The 23058-nt window shown below is 67.8% G+C and carries 21 protein-coding genes; 8 read left to right on the top strand and 13 right to left on the bottom strand.

Annotation, left to right across the window (positions count from 1 at the left end; translation table 11 throughout):
- Positions 1 to 4: 4 nt before the first annotated feature.
- Complete coding sequence (locus ACEWX3_RS03920; RefSeq protein ID WP_207064668.1) at positions 5 to 913, bottom strand: enoyl-CoA hydratase; 909 nt, start codon at positions 911 to 913, stop codon at positions 5 to 7.
- Positions 914 to 980: 67 nt separating this feature from the next.
- Here ACEWX3_RS03920 and ACEWX3_RS03915 point away from each other — a divergent pair, with 67 nt between their 5' ends.
- Positions 981 to 1145 carry a hypothetical protein gene (locus ACEWX3_RS03915; protein ID WP_098003178.1) on the top strand — a complete coding sequence of 55 codons (165 nt, stop codon included), beginning with the start codon at positions 981 to 983 and terminating at the stop codon, positions 1143 to 1145.
- Positions 1145 to 2668, top strand: a complete 1524-nt coding sequence (locus tag ACEWX3_RS03910) for a trehalose-6-phosphate synthase (RefSeq protein WP_207064669.1) — start codon at positions 1145 to 1147, stop codon at positions 2666 to 2668. The genes ACEWX3_RS03915 and ACEWX3_RS03910 overlap by 1 nt, the downstream gene beginning before the upstream one ends.
- Here ACEWX3_RS03910 and ACEWX3_RS03905 read toward each other — a convergent pair.
- From ACEWX3_RS03905 to ACEWX3_RS03850, 12 genes are all read right to left on the bottom strand, one after another.
- A complete protein-coding gene (locus ACEWX3_RS03905) occupies positions 2650 to 3138 on the bottom strand; it encodes a mammalian cell entry protein (protein WP_207064670.1) in 489 nt (162 codons plus the stop codon). The two genes, ACEWX3_RS03910 and ACEWX3_RS03905, sit on opposite strands and share 19 nt — an antisense overlap.
- The gene (locus tag ACEWX3_RS03900) at positions 3138 to 3851 is read right to left on the bottom strand and encodes a mammalian cell entry protein (RefSeq protein WP_374159777.1); all 714 of its coding nucleotides are present in this window, start codon (positions 3849 to 3851) and stop codon (positions 3138 to 3140) included. The genes ACEWX3_RS03905 and ACEWX3_RS03900 overlap by 1 nt, the downstream gene beginning before the upstream one ends.
- A gap of 32 nt (positions 3852 to 3883) precedes the next feature.
- On the bottom strand, positions 3884 to 5587 hold the full coding sequence (locus tag ACEWX3_RS03895) for a virulence factor Mce family protein (protein WP_374158720.1): 1704 nt from the start codon (positions 5585 to 5587) through the stop codon (positions 3884 to 3886).
- Positions 5584 to 6747, bottom strand: a complete 1164-nt coding sequence (locus tag ACEWX3_RS03890; protein WP_374158719.1) for an MCE family protein — start codon at positions 6745 to 6747, stop codon at positions 5584 to 5586. Before ACEWX3_RS03890 ends, ACEWX3_RS03895 begins: the two co-directional genes overlap by 4 nt.
- Positions 6744 to 8183 carry a virulence factor Mce family protein gene (locus tag ACEWX3_RS03885; RefSeq protein ID WP_374158718.1) on the bottom strand — a complete coding sequence of 480 codons (1440 nt, stop codon included), beginning with the start codon at positions 8181 to 8183 and terminating at the stop codon, positions 6744 to 6746. Before ACEWX3_RS03885 ends, ACEWX3_RS03890 begins: the two co-directional genes overlap by 4 nt.
- Positions 8180 to 9238, bottom strand: a complete 1059-nt coding sequence (locus ACEWX3_RS03880) for an MCE family protein (protein WP_221354319.1) — start codon at positions 9236 to 9238, stop codon at positions 8180 to 8182. Before ACEWX3_RS03880 ends, ACEWX3_RS03885 begins: the two co-directional genes overlap by 4 nt.
- Positions 9231 to 10265, bottom strand: a complete 1035-nt coding sequence (locus ACEWX3_RS03875) for an MCE family protein (protein WP_374159776.1) — start codon at positions 10263 to 10265, stop codon at positions 9231 to 9233. The genes ACEWX3_RS03880 and ACEWX3_RS03875 overlap by 8 nt, the downstream gene beginning before the upstream one ends.
- Before the next feature lie 8 nt (positions 10266 to 10273).
- Positions 10274 to 11476: an MCE family protein gene (locus tag ACEWX3_RS03870; protein ID WP_221354317.1), complete on the bottom strand. Its 1203-nt coding sequence runs from the start codon at positions 11474 to 11476 to the stop codon at positions 10274 to 10276.
- Between the two features lie 11 nt (positions 11477 to 11487).
- Complete coding sequence (locus ACEWX3_RS03865) at positions 11488 to 12330, bottom strand: ABC transporter permease (RefSeq protein WP_207064676.1); 843 nt, start codon at positions 12328 to 12330, stop codon at positions 11488 to 11490.
- 130 nt (positions 12331 to 12460) lie between these two features.
- Positions 12461 to 13222, bottom strand: coding sequence for an ABC transporter permease (locus ACEWX3_RS03860; RefSeq protein WP_207065225.1), 762 nt, complete (start codon positions 13220 to 13222; stop codon positions 12461 to 12463).
- Between the two features lie 254 nt (positions 13223 to 13476).
- Positions 13477 to 14436 carry a 3-oxoacyl-ACP reductase gene (locus ACEWX3_RS03855; protein WP_374158717.1) on the bottom strand — a complete coding sequence of 320 codons (960 nt, stop codon included), beginning with the start codon at positions 14434 to 14436 and terminating at the stop codon, positions 13477 to 13479.
- Between the two features lie 13 nt (positions 14437 to 14449).
- Positions 14450 to 14641: a ferredoxin gene (locus ACEWX3_RS03850; RefSeq protein ID WP_152518816.1), complete on the bottom strand. Its 192-nt coding sequence runs from the start codon at positions 14639 to 14641 to the stop codon at positions 14450 to 14452.
- Between the two features lie 171 nt (positions 14642 to 14812).
- Between ACEWX3_RS03850 and ACEWX3_RS03845 the strand changes: the two genes are divergently transcribed.
- Genes ACEWX3_RS03845 through ACEWX3_RS03820 form a run of 6 tightly spaced genes read left to right on the top strand, consistent with a single transcriptional unit; the run spans position 14813 to position 23056 of the window.
- Positions 14813 to 15994 (top strand): acyl-CoA dehydrogenase family protein, encoded by a 1182-nt coding sequence (locus ACEWX3_RS03845; RefSeq protein WP_374158716.1) that lies wholly within the window; start codon positions 14813 to 14815, stop codon positions 15992 to 15994.
- Positions 15995 to 16012: 18 nt separating this feature from the next.
- Positions 16013 to 17110 carry an acyl-CoA dehydrogenase family protein gene (locus ACEWX3_RS03840; RefSeq protein ID WP_374158715.1) on the top strand — a complete coding sequence of 366 codons (1098 nt, stop codon included), beginning with the start codon at positions 16013 to 16015 and terminating at the stop codon, positions 17108 to 17110.
- Between the two features lie 13 nt (positions 17111 to 17123).
- Positions 17124 to 18656 carry a long-chain-fatty-acid--CoA ligase FadD17 gene (fadD17, locus tag ACEWX3_RS03835; RefSeq protein ID WP_374158714.1) on the top strand — a complete coding sequence of 511 codons (1533 nt, stop codon included), beginning with the start codon at positions 17124 to 17126 and terminating at the stop codon, positions 18654 to 18656.
- A complete protein-coding gene (locus tag ACEWX3_RS03830) occupies positions 18653 to 20332 on the top strand; it encodes an AMP-binding protein (RefSeq protein WP_374158713.1) in 1680 nt (559 codons plus the stop codon). Before fadD17 ends, ACEWX3_RS03830 begins: the two co-directional genes overlap by 4 nt.
- A complete protein-coding gene (locus ACEWX3_RS03825; protein WP_374158712.1) occupies positions 20325 to 21884 on the top strand; it encodes an FAD-binding protein in 1560 nt (519 codons plus the stop codon). Before ACEWX3_RS03830 ends, ACEWX3_RS03825 begins: the two co-directional genes overlap by 8 nt.
- A gap of 11 nt (positions 21885 to 21895) precedes the next feature.
- On the top strand, positions 21896 to 23056 hold the full coding sequence (locus ACEWX3_RS03820) for a Rieske 2Fe-2S domain-containing protein (protein ID WP_374159775.1): 1161 nt from the start codon (positions 21896 to 21898) through the stop codon (positions 23054 to 23056).
- Positions 23057 to 23058: the final 2 nt, after the last annotated feature.

Below are 23058 nucleotides of genomic sequence, written 5' to 3'. Positions count from 1 at the left end.
TACGTCACGGTTCGTCGCGGCGAGCGGGCTTCGGCGCTCCGAGGGTGCGCCAGTCCGGAACATCCGGCGGGAGGCCGATCGGATACCGGTTCTCGTTGTGGGCCGCCCAGTGGGCATGGCCGAGTTCGTGGATGTGGAACGCGTGGCGCAGCGCCTCGGTGAACCCCATCGCGTCGCTGGCGGCGTTCACCGAGTCCTTGACGAGCAGCGCCGCCATCGTCGGCCGCTCGGCGATGCGACGGGCGAAGTCGAGGGTCTTGTCCTCGAGTTCGGCACGCGGGAAGACCTTCGAGACCATTCCCAGCCGGTGGGCCTCGTCGGCCTCGATCGAATCCCCGGTCAGCAACAGCTCCTTGGCCTTGCGGGCCCCGAATTCCCAGGGGTGCGCGTAGTACTCGACACCCGGCATGCCCATGCGCACCGCCACCACGTCGCTGAACTTCGCGTCGTCGGCGGCCACGATGAGATCGCATGCCCAGATCAGCATCAACGCCGCCGAGATCGCGTTGCCCTGCACCTGGGCGATGGTGATCTTGCGCAGATCGCGCCACCGGCTCGTGTTCTCGAAGAAGTAGTGCCACTCCTGCAGATAGGTGCGCTCGGCCACCGCCGCGCGGGTGGCTCCGTTGATCCGGAAGCTGGGGTGCTGATCGGGGCCCGGTGCGCGCTCGGCGAGCGCGGCCTCCGAGCCCAGGTCGTGTCCTGCCGAGAAGTTCTTTCCGCGGGCGGCGAGGATGACCACCCGGACCTCGTCGTCGGCCTCGGCCCGGCCGAACGCCTCGTCGAGTTGGACCAACAGGGTGCGGGACTGCGCGTTCTGCGCCTCGGGCCGGTTGAGCCAGATCCGCGCGATGCGCCCGTCATCGAGGGTCTCGTAGGTGACCTGCTCATGGTTCGCCGATGCGGCACTCATGCTGTGCACACTACGTCCGAGCGGCTTGCTTACCAGCACTCACCTGCCGGTTGGCTACAGTTGTGCCATGCCTGCGAAATCTGATCCCGCCGACCTCGGCGACGTCGAGCCCATCGCCGACAGCACCGAGCGTCAGGCCCGCCGGGTGGTGGCCGCCTACGCCACCGACGCCGACGAATGCCGCGTCTTCTTGTCCATGCTCGGCATCGGTCCGGCGAAGCTCGACGCCTGATGACCGCCCAGAGCGGTCCCGAGGCCCGCTCCACGGGTGGCTCCCCTGCGCCGTCCACAGGGACGGCGGACTTCGTCGTGGTGGCCAACCGGCTGCCGATCGACATGATTCAGAAACCCGACGGCACCGTCGAGTGGAAGCGCAGCCCCGGCGGCCTCGTGACGGCTCTGGAGCCGCTGCTGCGCCGGCGCCACGGCGCGTGGATCGGCTGGCCCGGCGTACCCCAGGAGCCCGGCGATCCGAACGCCAGCGAGGAGCCCATCGAGCAGGATGGGATGTCGCTGGTCCGGGTCCGGCTCAGCGCCGACGACGTCGCCAAGTACTACGAGGGGTTCTCCAACGGCACCCTGTGGCCGCTGTACCACGACGTCATCGTCAAGCCGATCTACCACCGGGAATGGTGGGACCGCTACGTCGAGGTGAACCGGCGCTTCGCCGAGGCGACCGCGCGCGTCGCCGCCGAGGGAGCCACGGTGTGGGTGCAGGACTACCAGCTGCAGCTGGTGCCCAAGATGCTGCGCATGCTCAGGCCCGACCTGACGATCGGGTTCTTCCTGCACATCCCGTTCCCGCCCGTCGAGCTGTTCATGCAGATGCCGTGGCGTACCGAGATCACCGAGGGTCTGTTGGGCGCCGACCTGGTCGGGTTCCATCTGCCGGGCGGCGCGCAGAACTTCCTGATCCTGGCCCGCCGGTTGGTGGGCGCGAACACCTCCCGCGCGACGGTCGGGGTGCGGTCACGGTTCGGGGAGGTGCAGGTCGGGTTCCGCACCGTCAAGGTCGGTGCGTTCCCGATCTCGATCGACTCCACCGACCTGGACCAGAAGGCACGCAGCAAGAGCACCCGGCAGCGTGCCCGCGAGATTCGTCAGGAGTTGGGCAACCCCCGCAAGATCCTGCTGGGTGTGGACCGCCTGGACTACACCAAGGGCATCGATGTGCGGCTGGAGGCCTTCTCCGAGCTGCTCGCCGAGGAGCGGATCAACCGCGAGGACACCGTGCTGGTCCAGCTGGCCACCCCCAGCCGGGAGCGGGTGGAGAGCTACAAGGCCATGCGCGAGGGCATCGAGCGCCAGGTCGGCCACATCAACGGTGAATACGGCGAGGTCGGCCACCCGGTGGTGCACTATCTGCACCGGCCGGTGCCGCGCGAGGATCTGGTGGCGTTCTTCGTCGCCGCCGACGTCATGCTGGTCACCCCGCTGCGCGACGGCATGAACCTGGTGGCCAAGGAGTACGTGGCGTGCCGCAGCGACCTGGGCGGCGCTCTGGTGCTCAGTGAGTTCACCGGCGCGTCGGCCGAGCTGCGCCAGGCCTACCTGACCAACCCGCATCACCTGGAGGGCGTCAAGGACGCGATCGAGGCGGCGCTGAACCAGTCACCCGAAGAGGGCAGGCGGCGCATGCGAGCGCTTCGTCGCCAGGTCCTCGCGCACGACGTGGATCGCTGGGCGCGGTCGTTCCTCGATGCACTGGGCTCGGCGGGCAACGAGCGGGGTTCCGGTCAGATCGGGGTGATGTAGTCGATCAGCCACTTGCCGTCGACCTTCTTGTAGTCGACGCGTAAGCGGCTGCCGTCGTAGACGGGCTGGCGGGACTTGTCGGTCACGGTGCGGTTCATGAACACCATCACCGATCCCGAATTACGTTGCGCGTCCAGCACCCCCGCACCGACCACGTTGGCCTGGCTGACCAGTTGCCGCTCGCGAGCCTGCGGGATGATGTCCTCGGTGGCGCGTTCCTCGAACTCCTGGCGGTAGCTGGGGGTGAGCAACGGAAAGACGTCGAGGAGGCTGCGCTCGACGGTCTGGTAGTCGTAGCCGAACACCTTCGGGATCTGGTCGGTGGCCAGCGGTGCGAGTTCGCTGCGCGCTTCCTGCTCACCGGCGAGCTGGACCCCGTTCCAGTACAGTGCGCCACCGTAGGCCGCCAGCGCCACCACGCCCGCGGCGAGCACCACCGCGAGCGTCGACCAGAGCCGGACCGCCCTCATCAGTTACCGCCGTCGGGATACTTGAGGTCGTATCCGGTCATGTGACCGGCGTCGTCCTCGTGCACGATCACCCGCAGCCGGTACGGCTGGGAGGGCTTGTTGGTGCCCTCCATGTCCGTCACGGTCACCCGCACCGACACCAGGACCGCAGCGTTGTTCGTCACCTCGTCGATGTCCTCGAGCGCAGCGCCGTTGATCACGGCCTCCGAGCTGGCGTTGGTGTCGCGGAAGATCGCCTTGAGGTTCTCGACGTTGTTGTCCTGGCTGAGCATGTCCCGCAACGGCCCGCTGGTGCTGTTGACGAACCGGTCCACGCTGTCGTCGATGTTGTCCTGCGTGTAGCTGAACATGTTGACCACCAGCTGACGTGCGGTGTCGACGAAGCGCTGGTCACGGGCTTGCTCCGCCTGGGCCTCACGTTGGGAGGACAGCAGCAGCGCGGCGCCGGTCGCCAGGGCCGCGGCCACGACCGCCAGTGTCAGCATCGACACCAACGCCACCAGCCTGCGGTTGGCGGGGCGGCGCGGCGGCGGACCGGCGGGGCGGACCGGACGAACCTTGACCGTCGGGGTCGGTGCCAGCGCGACCGAACCTTCGGTGTCCGGTGACGCCGTGCCCGTGCCCGTGCCGGCCGGGCCCGCGGCCCGCGAGGCGCGCCGTCGCACCGGCCGGCCGGCCGACGCCGACACGTCGCGGGATTCCTCTTCGGACAAATTCGCCTTCTTCACGGCCCTTCCGGGCCTGGTCAGATCTGTTCGGGCGCCAGCATCAGGTCGACCCAGTTCTCAGCGGGCGCCAGTGCGTCGGTGCCGGGCGCGAAGATACCAGTCCCGCCTGAGGGATCGACGAACTCGCCGTTCTGGTCGTAGGTCGCGGTTGCCGGTCCGCTCGCCAGCGGCATCTCGGCGGGCAGCGGGCCCGGCGGCGCAGGCGCGGGTGCTGGCGCAGGCGCAGGCGCCCCGGGAGCCGGTCCGGGCGCCGGTGGGGTGCGGCCGTACGGCGGCACCACTTCGTCGGGCGGCGAGAAGTACGGCCAGGGCGGCGGCGGCGGCCCCACCTCGTTGGGCGGGTAGGGCAGCGGGAACGGCGCGTGCGGCGCAGGTCCCGGCCCCGGTGCCACCCCGGGCGGCAACTGCACCGACGGGGGGCCCGGATCCGGATCGACCTGTGGCGGGATCATCGGGAACTTGTTGGGCGGCAGGATGTTGCGGCCGTCCTCGATCGGTGTCCCGACCGGCACGGGCGGTCCGCGCCACGGATTGCTGCCGATCGGCACGTAGCCCTTGGGATCGCGGCACAGCTGGATGGTGGGCGCGCGCTTGCCCGGGAACTCCTGGCACGGATAGTTGCGCGCCCCGCGCACCACACTGGGATCGTTCTGCGGGGTCTTGCAGTACATGTCGGTCGGCAGTTCACGCAGCGTGGTGTCGGCCGGGGAGCGGATCTGAGTGGGCGGGATGAAGCCCACCGAGCACGGTGGCGCATCCCCCAGGTTGATCTTGAAGTCCAGCTTGCCGCCCTCGTCCGCCGGCAGCCCGGTGCCGACGGTGTTCAGCGCGGCGAGCAGGGCCGGGAAGACGACGAGGGAATGTTCCAGCGACTTGCGGTAGATGACGCCGATGCGGCCGAAGTTGGCCAGATTGGCGGCCAGCACCGGGAACGTCGGCCGGATACCTGCGAACGTTTCGTTGGCCACCTCGGTGGTACGGGGGACGGTCTGCAGCGTGGACCTCAGTTGCGGGTCGGCGTTGGCGACCTCGGTGGTCAACCGGGCCAACCCGTCGGCCATCGAGCGGATGTCGTCGCCGCTGCGCAGTTGCGCTTCCAGGAACGGGCCCGCCTGGTCGATCAACGACGAGGTTTGGTCGAAGTTGGCGTTGGCCTCGTCGACCAGCAGCCGCGCCGACTGGATCAGCCGGGCCAGTTCCGGCCCGGAGCCGTTGAACGCCTTGAACGTCTCGTCCAGAAGATCCTGCAACCGGGTATCACCGACGCTGCTGATCAGCGCGTCGGCCTCCTGCAGCATGCCGTAGATGTCCTGGCCGATCGCGGTGCGATCCACCGGGATCACCGCGCCGTTGCGCAGCGTGCCCGGCGCCGCCTGCTCCGGCGGGACCAGGTCGATGTACTGCTCGCCCACCGCCGAGACACTCTTGACGGTCGCGGTCACGTTCTCCGGAACCGGGGTGCCGCTGTCCAGTCGCATCTTGGCCACCACGCCGTCGTCGGTGAGCCCCACCGATTCGACCCGGCCGACGGTCACGCCGCGGTAGGTGACGTTGGCGTTCTGGTACAGCCCGCCGGCCGCGGTGAAGTTGGCGCTCACGTTGTAGGCGCCGATACCGACTGCCTCCGGGAGGCGCAGGTAGAAGATCGAGATGGCGCCGACGGTCAGCACCGTCACGATCGCGAAGATCGTGAGCTGGATCCGGGTCAGGCGATCGATCATTGCACCGGCCCGTCGTGCTGGGTCGCCGTGCCCGGCGGGATCTCGAACGGGTCCGCCGCCTGGCCGGACAGGTTCGAGTTGGCTCCGATCAGGAAGTCGGGCGTGTTGATGACATCGCTCATCCGTTTCATGTTCGGGTCCAGCCCCTTCGAGGTGGTGAACACGGTTTCACCGAGTCGGCGCAGCGTCAGATCGAACGTGACGAACACGTTGAGGTAGTCGCCGCGCACCGCCTTGCGGAGGTAGTCGTAGTGGAACGGGAACGTCGGCAGGAACTCGAGGCTCTTGATGAACTCGTCCGCATGGTCGTTGAGCGCCTTGATCACCGGGAACAGATCCTTGAAGTCCTCGGTGAAATCGTCCTTGGTCTGCTGCAGCACCCGGGACCCGACTTCGGCGAAGCTGCGCAGCGCGGCGAACGCGTCGACGATGTTGGCGCGGTTGCGGTTGAGCACCTCCAGCGCGTCGGGCAACGTGTCCAGCGTCCGTCCGAGGCTGTCCTGACTGCGTGCCAGGATCCCGGCGAAGCGGTTCAGGCCCTCAGCCGCGGCGATGATGTCCTCGGTCTGGCGGTCCAGTGAGGCGGTCAGCTCGGCAAGGCGTGGGATCAGTTCGGCGAAGGACCCCTGCCGGCCGGCGACGGCGTTGTAGGTCTCGTCCGTGATGTCCTGCAGCGCACCGAGATTGCCCTTGTTGACCACGACACCCAGTGAGGACAGCACCTCCTCGGTGGTGGGATAGCGACCGGTGCGGCTCATCGGGATCTCCGAGCCCTGCTTCAGCCGGCCCTCTCCGGGCTCGTCGACCGGTTCGGCCAACTCGATGTGCTGAGACCCGAGCAGCGACGTCTGCGCAACCCGCGCGATGGCGTTGGCCGGCAGGTTGACGCCCGGTTCGAGCGACAACTGCACGGCCGCATAGAAGGTCCCGTCGGGCCGCTGGACGGCGTCGATGCCGGAGACGCTGCCCACGGTGACGTCGTCGACCATGACCGGCGAGTTCTGCGGCAGGGTCGACACGTCGGGCAGTTCGACCTCGACCTGGAAAGAACCGGCACCGTGCCCGGCCGTGCCGGGCATGTCCAGTGAGTTGAGCCCGCCGAACTGGCAACCGGCCAACAGCACGGCCAACGAGGAGATGGTCAATGCTCGGCGCATCATCCGCCCGCTCCCGTCTGTGGCGCGGCGGGCTGCGGCACCGCCTGGTCGGGCCGCAGCGGACCCGGGATCGGCTGCGCCGGGACGGGCGCCGCCGGTGGGACAGGCGCTGCTGCTCCCGCTGCCGGTGGTGCGGCCGGAGCCGCTTCCGGCGCCGGTGGGGCCAGCAACGTCGACAGGTCGGCGTCCGGCGGAATCTCCGGCGGGGTGACGCCCGGGGCGTTCTGCCACTGCAGGTAAGGCACCGGCGTCTCGGCCTTGGCCTCGGTCTCCGGGGTGTCGTAGATGACCTGGCCCTTGTACGCCGTGATGCTGTTGATGGGGTGGAACAGCACCGGCGGGTAGTTCATCGTGATGCGCTTGAGCACCGGGCCCATCCGCTGGCGACAGATCTCGGCGCGCTTGTACTCGTCGGGGGTGGCCCCGATGTCGTAGGCGCCGCCGCAGATGAACTGCACCGGGTTGGCGAAGTTCGGCAGCGAGAGCAAGCCGGCGACGGTGCCCTGTGCCGGGTTGTAGATGTTGTAGAAGTTCGACAGACCGTTGGGCGTGATGTGCAGGACCTGCTCGATGTCGTCGCTGTGGTCGGTCAGGATCTGCGTGAAGTCGGCCAACTTGCCGACCTGGTCGATCAGCGCCTGGTTGTTCTCGCCGAGCAGCTCCCGGACGTCGGACAGCGCCTGGTTCAACGTGCCCAGGGTGTCGTCGAGGTTCGCCGAGCTGTCGGCCAGCACCTGCGACACCGACGCCACGTGATTGGTGAACTGCACGATCTGCTCGTTGCTGTTCGACAGCGCGTCGACGAGCACCTGCAGGTTACGCACCGTGCCGAACAGGTCGTTGCGCGAATCACCGAGGCGGCCTGCGGTCTGCGACAGCTCGCGCACCGCTTCCCGGAAGGAGTCGCCATTGCCGTCGAACGTCGTGGCGGCCTGGTCGATGACCTCGGCCAACGGGCCCTGTACCGAACCCTGCTGCGGACCCAGTTGGGCGCTGAGCTGGGTGAGCTGCTCCTTGACTTCGTCCCACTCCACCGGAACGGCGGTGCGGTCCAGACCGATCGCCGCTCCGTCGGCCATCGTCGGACCGCCGGTGTAGGCCGGGGTGAGCTGAATGAAGCGCGCCGCCACCAGATTCGGCGAGATGATGAGCGCCTTGGCGTTCTCCGGCACCTGCACGCCGTGGTCGACGCTCATCGTGATCTTGACGTCGTCGGCTCGTGGCTCGATGGAGTCGATCTCCCCCACCGGGACACCCACGATGCGGACCTCATCGCCGGGGTAGAGCCCGACCGCCGAGGTGAAATAGCCGACGATGGTGTGCCCCTTGCGGGTCGGCCAGACCAGGAAGACGCCGACCACCAGTGCGACGACCAATACGGCCGCCAAGCTCAGCCGCAGGGTGCGGTTGCGTGTCTTCGTCGTTGTCGATTCGCTCACGGTGACCTCGGCCTGATGATCAAGCGCTCGGCGATGAACCCGCGCAGGTAGTCGGCGAGGCTGTCGGGCAGCTTGCCGGGCTGGAAGTAGGTGTCGAGGAGTACCTCGGCCAGGCTGGCGGGGGGCAGACCGTAGAGGTTGATGTTGAACCCTGGGCCGTTGCCCACGACCTCGCCCAGCGCGGTGGCGTAGGGCGGTAGCCGCCGCAGCGCCTCCCCGATGTGTTCACGGCGTTCCAGCAGGTTGTCCATGACCAGGTTGAGGTTCTCCAACGCGGGTCCGAACTCCTGGCGGTTGTCGGCGACGAACCCCGAAAGCTGTTCGGACACATCGTCGATACCTGCGATCAACCGGCTCAACGCCTGACGGCGTTCGTCGAGCGCGGCGAAGAGCATGTTGCCGTCGACGATCAGCTGATTGACCTGACCGGCCCGCTGGGCCAGCGTCTCCGACACCCGCTGGGCGTGCCCGAGCAGCTGATCGAGAGCCGCATCGCGCTTGTTGAGGCTGCGGGACAGGTCGGCGACGCCGTCGAGCGCGCTGCGCAGCTGCGGCGTCGCATCTCGTAGCGAAGCGGTCAACGTCTGCAACGCCTGCTCGAACCTGGGCTTGTCCAGCTCGCTCGCGGTCTGCCCCAGGTCCTGCAACGCGGTGTTGAGCGTGTAGGGCGTGGTGGTGCGCCCCAACGGGATCGAGGTCACCGACCCGGCCCCTTTGGGGGTGACGGCAAGCGACTTCTCGCCGAGGACCGTGTCGGTCTTGATCGCCACCAGGGACTGGTCGCCGACCCGGACGTCACGGGACACGGTGAAGGTGACCTTGGCGCTGTCCCCGGCCAACTCGACACCGGTCACCCTGCCGACGTTGATTCCCGAGACGTTGACGTCGTTGCCGGGCGAGATGCCGCCGGCATCGCTGAAGAACGCCTCGTAGTTCTTGCCCTGCGGCATGAACGGCAGCCCGCTGTAGCCGAAGGACACCAGCACCAGGCAGGTGACCAGCACGATGCCGAATATCCCGGTGCGGAGCGGGTTCGCGCCGTCGGTCTTAGCCATTCTCGGAACACCTCCCCTTCGACGGGTCCGGCGGACCGCCGAACGGGATCAGGATGTCGCTGCCCGCGGGTCCGTTGATCTTCATCCGGATCGAGCAGTAATAGATGTTGAAGAACGCACCATAGGCGCCCAACGCGTTGAGCCGCAGGTAATTCTCGGCCAGCGGTTCGATCACCTTGTTGATGTCGGCCTTGCGCTCGTCCATGCGCTGCGCCAGCGGCCGGGCGTTCTCGATGACACCCTGGATCGGCCGGCGGGACTGCTCGAGCATCTCGGTCAGGTCGGTCTCCGCGGTGGCCAGCGGCCCGATCGCGCCGGCGATCGGATCGCGCCCCTCAGCCAGGCCGGTGAGCAGCTGCTGCAGCTGGTCGACGCTCGCGTCGAATTCGGCGCCCTTCTCGTCCACGGTGCCCAGCACGGTGTTGAGATTCGTGATGACGTCACCGATCAGCTGATCGCGAGCCGCCAGGTCCTGGGTGAAGGCACTCGTCGACGCCAGCATGTTGGACAACGCGCCGCCCTGGCCCTGCAGCAGTTCGATCACCGCGCTGCTGATCTCGTTGATCTTCTTGCCTTCCAGCCCTTTCAGGACCGGGCGCAGGCCGCCGAGCAGCGCATCGAGATCCAGCGCGGGCGCCGTGTTGTCCTTCGGAATCGTGGCGCCGGGTGCGAGCTTCACGAGATCGCCGGGCCCCGAGGTGATCTCCAGGTACCGGTCGCCGACCAGGTTCTCGTACCTCACCACTGCCCGGGTCGAGGTGTAGAGCTGGTAGCGGTCGGCGACGGTGAATGCCACGTCGACAGTGTTGTCCTCGTTGAGTGTCACGCCGTCGACGGTGCCCACCGGGACACCCGCGATCCGGACATCCTCACCGGATTTCAGCCGCGATGCGTCGGTGAACGTCGCGTGATACCCCTTGTCGGAACCGAAGCGGAACTCGCCGAAGACCACCACCAGCGATGTGGTCACCAGCAGCATGACCACGGTGAACACCGAGACGTTGATCAGCGTGCGATCGGCTCTCATCCTGCTCATCAGTAATCATCTCGCTCTGCGTACGCGCCGTTGAACAGGAACTGCAGCGTCGAAGGCGCGTCGAACTGCAATTCGGTGTTCGGCTGGAAGGGAACGTACGCGTTGTCGGTCACCAGGAACGGGGTGCGGTAGTAGGAACCGCCGTACTGCACGCCGGGCACGTTGGGCAGACCGCGGCAGTTCGGTCCGCCCGAGGCGTTCACGATCGGCAGGCTCTCCGGATACGTGTACGAGGGAGCGCCCGGGATGAAGCTCGACGACACGAACAGGCCCGGCCGGATACCGCCGATGATGGGCGCGAACGTGTCGATCGCCCTGGCGGTGCCGTCGATCGTGCAACCGATCACCGGCGAGTACTCGCTGGCGACGTCCAGCGGAGCCCGCAGCCGTTGGATCGCGGCGATGTAGTCGTCGGCGGCCGGCTCCAGGGTGGCCGTACCGTTGTTCGCCAGCCCGGTTGCCGCCAGTAGCGTCGCGTTCAGGTTGTCCTGCTCGTCGACCACCGTCTGAGCGATGGACGGAGCGTTGTCGAGGATGCGCGCGAGGTCGGGGCCGGCGTCGGCATAGATGTTCGCGACTCCGGCGGTGCGACGCAGGTCCTCCTGCAGCGCCGGCAGTTTCGGGTTGAACCGGCCCAGATAGGTGTTCAGCCCTGCCATCGTGGCACCCAGGTCGTCGCCGTTGCCGCGCAGCCCTTCGGCCAGCGCGGACAGCGTCGCGTTCAGGTTGATGGGGTCGATCTTGGTGAGCGTGTCGGTCAACGTCTGAAACAGCGTGTTGACTTCCAGCTGGACATCCTTGGCCTGGACCTCGGCGCCGGGCCGCAGCGACTTGCCCGAGGGGTCCTGCGGCGCGAGGAACTCGACGGCCTTGGCGCCGAAGATCGTGGTTCCCGCGATCCGCACCGGCGCGTTCGCCGGAACGTACTGCATCTCTGCGCTGCGGATCGCCAGCGTCAGTTTGGCCATGTCCCCGGCGTAGTCGATGGACTCGACCTCGCCGATCTGCACGCCCCGGTACTTGACCTTGGCTTTGGTCTCCATGACCAGGCCGGCCCGCGGCGAGAGCACCGTGACCTTGTCGGTCGGCGTGAACGCGGCGGTGTAGGAGAGGTAGGTGAACACGACCGCGGCGAGCACCACCGCGGCCAGGATGGCCGCAGCGATACGGACGTGGCTGCGCTTGGCGTCACCGTCTGCCATAAATCACCGACCTAACCCGACAGATTGAAGTTGCCGGACGCGCCGTAGACGGCGAGCGAGATCAGCAGGACGATGGTCACGACAGCGATCAGCGAGGTCCGCACCGCCTGGCCCACCGCGATGCCGACCCCGACCGGCCCACCGGAGGCGTTGTAGCCGTAATAGGTGTGGATCAGCATGACCGCCACAGCCATGACGATGGCCTGCAGGAAGGACCACAGCAGGTCGCTGGGTATCAGGAACGTATTGAAGTAGTGGTCGTAGAGACCCGCGGACTGACCGTTGATGTAGACGGTGGTGAACCGGGCGGCGAAGAACGCCGCCAGCACCGACAGCGCATACAGCGGCACGATCGCGATGAGGCCGGCGATCAGGCGGGTGGACACCAGATACGACACCGCATGCACCGCCATCGATTCCACGGCATCGATCTCCTCGGCGACACGCATCGCGCCCAGCTGCGCCGTGGCGCCCGCGCCGATGGTGGCGGCCAGCGCGATACCGGCGATCACCGGAGCCACGATGCGCACGTTCAGGAATGCCGACAGGAAGCCGGTGAGCGCCTCGATACCGATGTTGCCCAGCGACGAATAGCCCTGCACCGCGATGACGCCGCCGGACGCGAGCGTCATGAACGCGGCCACGCCGACGGTGCCACCGATCATCACCAGAGCCCCGGTGCCCATGGACATCTCGGCGATCAGCCGGATGGTCTCCTTGCGATACCGGGTGATCGCGTTGGGCACGTAGCGGAAGGTCTCGCCGTAGAACAGGGCCTGCTCACCCACGGTGTCGACAGCCCTGGGTACGCCGCGGAACAGGCGGCGGAAGCGCAGCGTGGCGTCATAACTCATCAGATTCGTCTCTTCTTCGCGCAAGCGCTCATCAGGGCACTCTGCTTCTTCGCGCAAGCGCTCATCAGGGCACTCTGCTTCTTCGCGCAAGCGCTCATCAGGGCACTCTGCTTCTTCGCGCAAGCGCTCATCAGGCCAGCACCCTTACTCCCACCGCCGTCATGATCACGTTGATCACGAACAGGCAGATGAAGGCGTAGACGACCGTCTCGTTCACCGCGTTGCCCACGCCCTTCGGGCCGCCCTGCACCGTCAACCCCCGATAGCAGCCCACCAGCCCGGCGACGACGCCGAACAGCAGCGCCTTGATCTCGGCGAGAATGAGCTCGGGAAGTCCGGTCAACACCGTCAGTCCGTTGATGAAGGAGCCCGGGTTCACCCCCTGCAGGAACACCGAGAACACGTAGCCGCCGGACAACCCGATCAGGCAGACCAGGCCGTTGAGCAGCAGGGCCACGAACGTCGAGGCCAGCACACGGGGCACCACCAGGCGCTGGATGGGGTCGATGCCCAGCACCCGCATCGCGTCGATCTCCTCGCGGATGGTGCGGGCGCCGAGGTCCGCGCAGATCGCCGTGGCACCCGCACCGGCCACCACGAGCACCGTCACGACCGGACCGAGCTGGGTGATCGTCCCGAACGCCGTGCCGGCGCCGGACAGGTCCGCCGCACCGATCTCGCGCAGCAGGATGTTGAGCGTGAAGGCGACCAGCACCGTGAACGGGATCGCGACCAGCAGGGTCGGCACCAACGAGACGCGGGCGATCATCCACGTCTGGTCGAGGAACTCCCGGAACTGGAACGGCCGGCGGAACGTCTTGACGAACGTCTCCAAGGACATTTCGACGAACCCACCCACGGCCCGCGCAGGCGCCGCAAGTTGTTCGATCACCTCGGCTCCGTTCTCCCAGCGGGCTCAGGTACATGCTGTGGCGAATAGTTCGACATCGGTCGCCGTAGACCTGAACCCACCCTGGTGTAAGCGCTCCACTTAGTGAGCCGGATCATACTAACTAGAACGTGTTCGCACTGTCAAAGTTCGGCAAAACCGCGCGAATCGTTATATTTCCCCAGCTCAAGGCATGGCAGGGCGATAGCTGCCTAGAACGTGTTCTAATGGGCGAGCCCGGTCGGTCATCGAGACTGTCAGTCTCGATCTCCGAGCCCCATCGCGGCCGAGAAACTCCGCTCCGGATCCCTGTCAGCAAAGTAGCTCCGCAACTCGTCGGACAACCGTGCCGGTTCCCAGATTTCTCCGTCGGCGCTGAACTGCCGCTCCGCGGTCGGAGCAGCAATGAGCGTCACCGTCGGACCATAGACGATGAACAGCTGTCCGTTGACCGCTTCGGAGGCGGGAGATGCCAGGAATCGGACCAGGTTGACCACATGTTCGGGCGACAACGGGTCGACGGCGCCGTCGGACAGTTCCGGCGCATCGCCGAACACCCCGGCCGTCATCGCCGTGCGGGCCCGCGGCGCGATCGCGTTGGCGCGCACGCCGAACCTCTCCAGTGCGCGCGCCGCCGACAGTGTCAGCGCGGTGATCCCCGCCTTGGCCGCCCCGTAATTGGGTTGTCCGACGGGTCCGGACAGACCCGCCTCCGAGGAAGTGTTGATGATGCGGCCGTACACCTGACCCGACCCGCCGTCACCGCCGGCCTTGGCTTTCGCCCGCCAGTAGGTCGCCGCATTGCGGGTGAGCAGAAAATGCCCCCGCAGGTGCACCGCGATGACTGCGTCCCATTCCTCGTCGGTCATGTTGAACAGGATCCGGTCGCGGGTGATGCCGGCGTTGTTGACGACGACGGCCAGCCCGCCCAGGCCGTCGGCCGTTTCCACCAGCTCGTCGGCGGTGGCGCGCTGGCTGATGTCACCGGCGACGGCAACGCCCTTCGACCCGACGGCGGCGATCTCGTCCATCACGTCGGACTTGTCCAGGGCCGGGGCCATGTCGTTGACGACGACGGTGGCGCCGGCCCTGGCCAGGCCGATGGCTTCGGCACGGCCGAGACCTGCCGCGGCGCCGGTGACGACCGCGACGCGTCCGGACAGATCGGTGTCGGAGGGAGAGTCAGCAGACTTGGGCGAAGACTGGGGAGAAGACAAAGTACGAATACCTCTAGTCGTGACGGATCAGGGCGGCGCGCGGGCACTCGGCGATGGCCTGCTCGGCCACCGCCTCCTCCCCCGGCGGCACGGGATCGGACTTCACCACGGCGTAGTCCTCGTCGTCGAGGTCGAACAGGTCGGGGGCTATTCCGACGCACACCGCGTTACCTTCGCAGCGGTCACGATCCACTTCCACTCGCATGAGAACCTCCTGTCGGTCCGGGCTGTTGGTCCGATGCCGTCGGGCAACCAGTGTGACACCACCCTGGACCCCAACACTAGAACGTGTTACAACCGGGGTAGCCCTGAGGTGCCACCAGGCATCCGAGAATGACATCTTTACCAAGGCTCGCAGACAAGTGAGGACGACGCGATGCGGATCGGCTACACGCCTGAACAGGAGGAGTTGCGCCGCGAACTGCGGGCGTACTTCACCAAGCTCATGACCCCGGAGCGAGCCGAGGCCTTGGCGGCCAGCGACGGCGAGATGGGCCGCGGCAACGTCTACCGCGAGACGGTGGCGCAGATGGGCAAGGACGGCTGGCTGACGCTGTCGTGGCCCGAAGAGTTCGGCGGACAGGCGCGTCCGCCGATGGACGGGCTGATCTTCAACGACGAAGCCGCGATTGCCAACGTCCCGGTGCCGTTCCTGACGATCAACAGCGTCGCGCCGACGATCATGCACTTCGGCTCCGACGAGCAGAAGCGGTTCTTCCTGCCCAAGATCGCCGCCGGCGACCTGCACTTCTCCATCGGCTATTCCGAGCCGGGTGCGGGCACCGACCTGGCGTCGCTGCGGACCACCGCCGTGCGCGACGGGGACGACTACGTCATCAACGGTCAGAAGATGTGGACGTCGCTGATCGCCTACGCCGACTACGTGTGGCTGGCGGCGCGCACCAATCCCGAGGCGAAGAAGCACCGCGGCATCTCGATGCTGATCGTGCCCACCACCGCCGAGGGCTTCTCGTGGACACCGGTGCACACCATGGCCGGCGTCGATACCAGCGCCACCTACTACCAGGATGTCCGGGTGCCGGTGACCAGCCTCGTCGGCGAGGAGAACGCCGGCTGGAAACTGGTGACCAATCAGCTCAACCACGAACGCGTCGCACTTGTGTCGGCACAACCGATCTTCGTCGCGCTCGGCGGTGTCCGCGAGTGGGCGCAGAACACCAAGGACGTGCACGGCAAACGCCTGATCGACGCGGAGTGGGTGCAGCTCAACCTGGCCCGGGTGCACGCCAAGGCCGAGGTGCTCAAGTTGATCAACTGGGAGTTGGCCTCGGCCACCGATTCCGCCCCGTCGCCGGCTGACGCGTCGGCGGCCAAGGTCTACGGCACCGAACTGGCCACCGAGGCGTACCGGCTGCTGATGGAGGTCCTCGGCTCCGCGGCGACGCTGCGCACCGATTCGGCGGGCGCGTTGCTGCGCGGCCGGATCGAACGGATGCACCGGTCCTGCCTCATCCTGACCTTCGGCGGCGGGACCAACGAGATCCAACGCGACATCATCGGCATGGTCGCCCTCGGGCTGCCCCGGGTGAACCGGTAGGAAAGGGCTGACACCACCATGGATTTCAACACGACCGAAGCCAGCGAGGACCTCGGCGGCCTGGTGCGCACCATCACCGAGTCGGTGTGCACGCCCGCACACCAGAAGGAGCTCGACGGTCTCGAGCAACGCTTCGACAGTGCGCTGTGGCGCAAGCTGATCGACGCCGACATTCTCTCCGCGGCCGCCCCGGAATCGCTGGGTGGCGGCGGGTTCGGATTACTCGAACAGGTGGCGGTGCTCGTGGCGCTCGGCAGGCAGATGTCGGCGGTGCCGTACCTCGAATCGGTGGTGGTCGCCGCGGCCGGGCTGGAGAAGTTCGGCGACGAGACCGTGCGCGAGCAGTGGGCGCGGCCGGCAGTGACCGGGGAGACGATCCTCACCGTCGCACTGGACGGCGACATGGGTGAAGGCCCCGTGCAGGCGCACTCCGCCGACGGCGGCTACCGGCTGACGGGCACCCGGACCCAGGTCAGTTACGGGCCCCTGGCTGACGCATTCCTGGTCCCCGCTGAAACCGACTCGGGTACAAAGGTTTTCCTCGTCGCCAAGGAAGACGCCGGTGTCACCGTCGAGGCGCTGAGCACGACGGGACGCGGCAGCATGGGCCATCTGGAACTGCGCGGGGTCGAGGTGGCCGGTGACCGGGTGGTCGGTGACGCCGAAGCGCTCGCCTGGCTGACGACGCTCGGCCGGTTGGGCCGCAGTGCGTTCCAGCTCGGCGTCGTCGAACGCGCGTTGGAGCTGACCGCGGTCTACGCCCGCGAGCGCGAACAGTTCGAGCGGCCGATCGGCAGCTTCCAGGCGGTCTCCGCGCGACTGGCCGACGGTTACATCGACGTCAAGGCTTTGCGGCTCACGCTGACCCAGGCGGCGTGGCGCCTCTCGGAGGGGTTGCCGGCGGACATCGACGTCAACACCGCTGCGTTCTGGGCCGCGGAGGCCGGGCACCGGGTCGCACACACGACCGTGCACGTGCACGGCGGCGTCGGCATCGACACCGACCATCCGGTGCACCGCTATTTCCTAGCCGCCAAGCAGACGGAGTTCGCGGTCGGTGGCGCCACCGGGGCGCTGCTGCACATCGGCCGCGAGCTGGCAGACACCCCAGCCTGATTCGCGCGTCACGGTGGACGAACCGACTGTCGCTTCCCTGCTGGAGCCGTTGACCGAGGTCGACGACCAGGGTGTGGCCGCGATAGGAGCCGGCGACACCGGTTCCGAGGCGGACACGGTGGTGTTCACCAGTTGGCGTGATCACATCCAAGCCGGCGCCGACCTCGCCGCAGCGCTGCGCGCCAGGCTGAACCCGGCCGAGCCACCCCACGTCGGGGTGCTGCTGGGCAACACACCGTTCTTCGGCACGGTGCTGGTGGCCGCCGCGCTGTCCGGGATCGTGCCCGTCGGGCTGAACCCCACCCGGCGTGGCGCGGCCCTGCAGCGTGACATCGCCCACGCCGACTGCCAACTCGTGCTGTCCGATGCCACCGGGCAGGACGTGGGCGTCGACGCGATTGATGTCGACTCTGCTGACTTCGCCGACGAACTGCGCGCCCACCGGGGCGCCGTCGTGAAGTTCCCGACGGTCGACCCCGACGATCTGTTCATGTTGATCTTCACCTCGGGAACCAGTGGCGACCCGAAAGCAGTGCGCTGCACCCATGAGAAAGTGGCGTTTCCCGGGGTGATGCTCGCAACGCGGTTCGGCCTCGGACCCACGGACACGTGTTACCTGTCCATGCCGCTGTTCCACAGCAACGCGATCATGGCCGGGTGGGCGCCCGCCGTCGCCGCGCAGGCGTCGATTGCGTTGCGGCGCAAATTCTCCGCATCCCAGTTCATCCCCGATACGCGGCGTTTCGGTGCGACGTATGCCAACTACGTCGGAAAGCCGCTGTCCTACATCCTCGCCACGCCGGAACGGCCGGACGACCGTGACAATCCGCTTCGGGTGGCCTACGGCAACGAAGGGGCACCGCGAGACCTGGCCCGGTTCCGGCACCGATTCGATGTCGACGTCGTCGACGGCTTCGGCTCCAGCGAGGGCGGGGTGTCGATCGCCCGCACGCCCGACACCCCGGAAGGCGCGTTGGGGCCGCTGGCCGCCGGTGTCGACATCGTCGACGTCGACACCGGCGAACCGTGCCCGACCGGTGTGATCGGCGAGCTCGTCAACACCACCGGCCGCGGCCAGTTCCGGGGCTACTACAAGGATCCCGACGCCGAAGCGCAACGCATGGCCGGCGGCGTCTACCACAGCGGTGACCTGGCCTACCGTGACGAGCACGGCTTCGCCCACTTCGCGGGGCGTCTGGGTGACTGGATGCGGGTCGACGGCGAGAACCTCGGCACCGCCCCGATCGAGCGGGTCCTGGCGCGCTACCCCGACGTCACCGAAGCGGTCGTGTACCCGATCCCGGATCCGAACGTGGGCGATCAGGTCATGGCAGCGCTGGTGCTGCCCGAGGGAATCGAGTTCGATCCCGGCGCCTTCGCCCGGTTCCTCACCGAGCAGGACGATCTCGGACCCAAGCAATGGCCCGCCTTCGTGCGGGTTGCCACTGCACTGCCCCGCACCGAGACGTTCAAGGTCATCAAGCGCACGCTCTCGGCCGAGGGCACCGATTGTGCCGACCCCGTCCACCAGATCCGGCGACCATGACCCCACCGACCCCGCGCCACACCGACATCGCCTCCATGCTGATGGACCGTGTCGGTGACACCCGGCCGGGGTTGCGCACCCACGAGCGCGACTGGAGCTGGGACGATGTGGTACGCGAGTCGGCGGCTCGTGCGGCACTGGCAACCGCGTTGCAGGACAGCCTCTTTCCGGACGCGCCCTGCCACATCGGCGTGCTGCTGGACAACGTCGCCGACTTCGTGTTCTGGCTCGGTGGTGCCGCATTGGCCGGCGCGACCGTCGTCGGGCTGAACCCGACGCGCGGATCGGCCGATCTGGCCGCCGACATCCGGCACGCCGACTGTGCACTGATCGTCACCGACCGCCGGGGATCAGAACGGCTGCGCGAGCTCGCGCACGGGCTGCCCGCCGAGCGTTTCCTGCTCGTCGACGAACCAGGCCATCAGCGCCGCGTCGACGCGCACCGCACCGACCCGGTCATCGCGCCCGCGGTGGACGGCACGCGCCTGATGCTGCTGTTGTTCACGTCTGGCACCACCGGTGCCTCCAAGGCGGTCCGGTGCAGCCAGGGCCGGCTGGCCCGCATCGCCTACGCCGCCGCCGAGAAGTACGGCCATCATCGCGGCGACGTCGACTACTGCTGCATGCCGCTGTTCCACGGCAACGCGATCATGGCGCTGTGGGCGCCCGCGCTGGCCGTGGGCGCGACGGTGTGCCTGACACCGACGTTCTCCGCCTCCCGCTTCCTGCCCGACGTCCGGTTCTTCGGCGCGACGTTCTTCACCTACGTCGGCAAGGCGATGGCCTACCTGCTGTCCACCCCGCAGCGCGACGACGACGCGGTCAACACCCTGACGCGCGGATTCGGCACCGAGGCCTCCCCGGAGGATCAGCAGGAGTTCCGCCGCCGGTTCGGCGCCGAACTCTTCGAGGGGTACGGCTCCAGCGAGGGCGGCGCGGTGGCGGTCGCAGACCCGGCTGCCCCGCCGGGCGCGCTCGGCCGTCCTGCGCACGCCGACGTGGTGATCGTCGACCCCGAGACGATGGCCGAGCGCCCGCGTGCGCTGCTCGACTCCGGCGGCCGCGTTCGCAACCCCGACGAGGCGATCGGTGAGATCGTCGACCGCCGCGGCGCGCGGGATTTCGAGGGCTACTACCGCAACGACACCGCCGACGCGGAGCGGGTGCGCAACGGCTGGTACTGGTCGGGTGATCTGGGCTACGTCGACGGCGACGGCTTCCTGTATTTCGCGGGGCGACGCGGCGATTGGATCCGGGTCGACGGCGAGAACACGTCGGCGGTGACGATCGAACGGGTGCTGCGCCGCCACCCCGCGGTGATCACCGCCGGAGCCTACGGTGTGCCCGACCCGCGTTCCGGTGATCAGGTGATGGCCGCCATCGAGGTCACCGATCCTGCCGTGTTCGACGCCGCCGGGTTCGCGGCGTTCCTGGCCGAGCAGGACGATCTGGGCCGCAAGGGCATGCCGCGACTGCTGCGGGTCTCAGCGGAGTTGCCCGCGACGGGCTCCAACAAGGTGCTCAAACGCGATCTGCAGGCCCAACGATGGCACACCGGAGACTCCGTGTACCGCTGGACGGGCCGCGGCTGTCCCGACTACCGCCTCATGTCGGACACCGACCGCCTCGACCTCGACGCCGAGTTCACCACGCACGGAAGGCAACACCATGTCTGAGTGGGACGACACCACCGATGTGCTGGTCGCCGGCTCGGGTGCGGGCGGTGTCACCGGGGCCTACACCGCTGCCCGCGAGGGGATGTCGGTCATCCTCGTCGAGGCCAGCGACCGGTTCGGCGGCACCACCGCGTATTCCGGTGGGGGCGGGATGTGGTTTCCCGGAAACCCCGTGGTCCGCCGCGCCGGCATCGAGGACGACGTCGACGACGCCGTGCAGTATTACGCGGCCGTGGTCGGTGACCGTACCCCGGCGGCGCTGCAGGAAACCTATGTCCGCGGGGGCGCGCCGCTCGTCGAATACCTGGAAGCCGAAGAGCGCCTGAAGTTCTCACTGCTGCCCTGGCCGGACTACTTCGGCGGCGCACCGAAGGCACGCGGTGACGGTATGCGCCACATCGCGGCCAAGCCGCTGAAGGTGGCCGCGGCCCCCGAGTTGCGCGAGCTGATCCGCGGACCGCTCGACACCGACCGGTTGGGGCAACCGGCGCCCGAGGATTACTTCATCGGCGGCCGTGCTCTGATCGCCCGATTCCTGCTGGCCACCCGGCAGTATCCGCATTCCTCCGCGCGCCTGGACACCGCGCTGACCGAGCTCGTCGTCGAGGACGGGCGGGTGGCCGGCGCAGTGGTGCAGACCCCGGAGGGCCGGCGCAGGATCCGGGCCCGTCGAGGCGTGCTGCTGGCCGCCGGTGGTTTCGAGCACAACGACGAGATGCGGGCCCGCTACGGCGTGCCCGGGCAGTCACGAGACAGCATGGGACCCTGGAGCAATCGGGGACTGGCCCACCTCGCGGGGATCGCCGTCGGCGCCGACACCGACCTGATGGATCAAGCCTGGTGGTCGCCCGGTCTGACCCACCCCGACGGGTCGTCGGCGTTCGCACTCTGGTTCACCGGCGGGATCTTCGTCGACGACGACGGCAGACGGTTCGTCAACGAGTCCGCCGCCTACGATCGGCTCGGCCGAGCGGTGCTGGCCGCGATGGCCGACGGCACGGTCACGCTGCCGTTCTGGATGGTCTACGACAGCAGTGGGGACGAGGAGGTCCCTGTCCCTCCGGTCAAGGCCACCAACGTGTCGATGGTCGAGCCGCAACGCTACGTGTCAGCGGGACTGTGGCGCAGCGCGGACACCCTCGAGTCGTTGGCCGAGGCGATCGGTGTGCCGCCGCAGAACCTGACCGACACCGTCGCCCGGTTCAACGAGTTCGCTGCGCACGGAACCGACGAGGACTTCGGCCGCGGGGACGAGCCGTATGACCGCGCGTTCTCCGGCGGCGCGTCGCCGCTGCACCCCATCGACCAGCCACCGTTCCACGCCGCCGCGTTCGGGGTGTCGGATCTGGGCACCAAAGGAGGTCTGCGCACCGACACGACGGCGCGAGTCCTCGACACGACCGGCCAGGTGATCCCGGGGCTGTACGCCGCGGGCAACACGATGGCCGCCCCCAGCGGCACCACCTACCCCGGCGGTGGCAACCCGATTGGAACCAGCATGGTCTTCAGCCATCTGGCTGTGCTGGACATGCTGAAAGGAAGCAGGCCATGAGCAGCGCAGAGATGCAGGGAGTTCGCGACATCGACCCCGGACAGGCCATGACCCGATTCGCCCGCGGGTGGCACTGTCTGGGATTGGCCGAGGACTTCAGAGACGGAAGCCCGCACGGCATCGACGCATTCGGCACCCGGCTGGTGGTGTTCGCCGACTCCGCCGGAAAGCTCAACGTGCTCGACGGCTACTGCCGGCACATGGGTGGGGACCTGTCCCGAGGCACCGTCAAAGGTGATGACGTCGCCTGTCCGTTCCACGACTGGCGCTGGGGCGGCAACGGTCGATGCTCACTGGTGCCCTACGCCAAGCGCACCCCGCGGCTGGCCCGTACCCGGGCCTGGCTGACCACCGAGGTGAACGGTCAGCTGCTGGTGTGGCACGACCCGGAGGGCAGCACTCCGGCGGCTGAGCTGGCCCCGCCGACGATCGAGGGGTTCGACGAGGGTCGGTGGTCACCGTGGCAGTGGAGCTCGATCCTCATCGAAGGAGCGCATTGCCGTGAAATCGTCGACAACAACGTCGACATGGCCCATTTCTTCTACATCCACCACGCCTATCCGACGTACTTCAAGAATGTGATCGAGGGGCACACCGCCAGCCAGTTCATGGAGTCCAAGCCGCGGCCCGACTACACCGCCGATCCGGACAAGCTCTGGGACGGAACCTATCTGCGTTCCGAAGCGACGTATTTCGGGCCTGCCTACATGATCAACTGGCTGCACAACGACCTCGCGCCGGAATTCACCGTCGAGGTCGCGTTGATCAACTGCCATTACCCGGTCACCCACAACTCGTTCATGCTGCAGTGGGGGGTGGCCGTGCAGGAGATGCCGGGCCTGCCCGGCGACAAGGCCGCCAAACTCGCCGCGGCCATGAACAAGAGCTTCGGCGAGGGCTTCCTCGAAGACGTCGAGATCTGGAAGAACAAGTCCCCGATCGAGAACCCGCTGCTGACCGAGGAAGACGGGCCGGTCTATCAGCACCGCCGGTGGTATCAGCAGTTCTATGTCGACGCCGCCGACGTCACGGCGGACATGACCGACCGTTACGAACAGGAAGTCGACACCACCCACGCCAACGGCCTCTGGCAGCAGGAGGTCGAGCAGAACATGGCCGCGCTGGCACGCAAGTTGAGTACTTCTACCCAATCCGGCTCGGCGGGTTCCTGACT

The organism is Mycobacterium sp. G7A2 (assembly GCF_041902445.1).
Taxonomy (GTDB): domain Bacteria; phylum Actinomycetota; class Actinomycetes; order Mycobacteriales; family Mycobacteriaceae; genus Mycobacterium.
Note: the sequence above shows the minus strand (reverse complement) of the source record. Positions and strands in the feature narration are given on the sequence as shown.

Bases quoted from the DNA above. Each gene is read 5' to 3' on its own strand.
- ACEWX3_RS03920 (WP_207064668.1), bottom strand. From the start codon at position 913: ATGAGTGCCGCATCGGCGAACCATGAGCAGGTCACCTACGAGACCCTC.
- ACEWX3_RS03915 (WP_098003178.1), top strand. From the start codon at position 981: ATGCCTGCGAAATCTGATCCCGCCGACCTCGGCGACGTCGAGCCCATC.
- ACEWX3_RS03910 (WP_207064669.1), top strand. From the start codon at position 1,145: ATGACCGCCCAGAGCGGTCCCGAGGCCCGCTCCACGGGTGGCTCCCCT.
- ACEWX3_RS03905 (WP_207064670.1), bottom strand. From the start codon at position 3,138: ATGAGGGCGGTCCGGCTCTGGTCGACGCTCGCGGTGGTGCTCGCCGCG.
- ACEWX3_RS03895 (WP_374158720.1), bottom strand. From the start codon at position 5,587: ATGATCGATCGCCTGACCCGGATCCAGCTCACGATCTTCGCGATCGTG.
- ACEWX3_RS03890 (WP_374158719.1), bottom strand. From the start codon at position 6,747: ATGATGCGCCGAGCATTGACCATCTCCTCGTTGGCCGTGCTGTTGGCC.
- ACEWX3_RS03880 (WP_221354319.1), bottom strand. From the start codon at position 9,238: ATGGCTAAGACCGACGGCGCGAACCCGCTCCGCACCGGGATATTCGGC.
- ACEWX3_RS03875 (WP_374159776.1), bottom strand. From the start codon at position 10,265: ATGAGAGCCGATCGCACGCTGATCAACGTCTCGGTGTTCACCGTGGTC.
- ACEWX3_RS03870 (WP_221354317.1), bottom strand. From the start codon at position 11,476: ATGGCAGACGGTGACGCCAAGCGCAGCCACGTCCGTATCGCTGCGGCC.
- ACEWX3_RS03865 (WP_207064676.1), bottom strand. From the start codon at position 12,330: ATGAGTTATGACGCCACGCTGCGCTTCCGCCGCCTGTTCCGCGGCGTA.
- ACEWX3_RS03850 (WP_152518816.1), bottom strand. From the start codon at position 14,641: ATGCGAGTGGAAGTGGATCGTGACCGCTGCGAAGGTAACGCGGTGTGC.
- ACEWX3_RS03845 (WP_374158716.1), top strand. From the start codon at position 14,813: ATGCGGATCGGCTACACGCCTGAACAGGAGGAGTTGCGCCGCGAACTG.
- ACEWX3_RS03840 (WP_374158715.1), top strand. From the start codon at position 16,013: ATGGATTTCAACACGACCGAAGCCAGCGAGGACCTCGGCGGCCTGGTG.
- ACEWX3_RS03830 (WP_374158713.1), top strand. From the start codon at position 18,653: ATGACCCCACCGACCCCGCGCCACACCGACATCGCCTCCATGCTGATG.
- ACEWX3_RS03825 (WP_374158712.1), top strand. From the start codon at position 20,325: ATGTCTGAGTGGGACGACACCACCGATGTGCTGGTCGCCGGCTCGGGT.
- ACEWX3_RS03820 (WP_374159775.1), top strand. From the start codon at position 21,896: ATGCAGGGAGTTCGCGACATCGACCCCGGACAGGCCATGACCCGATTC.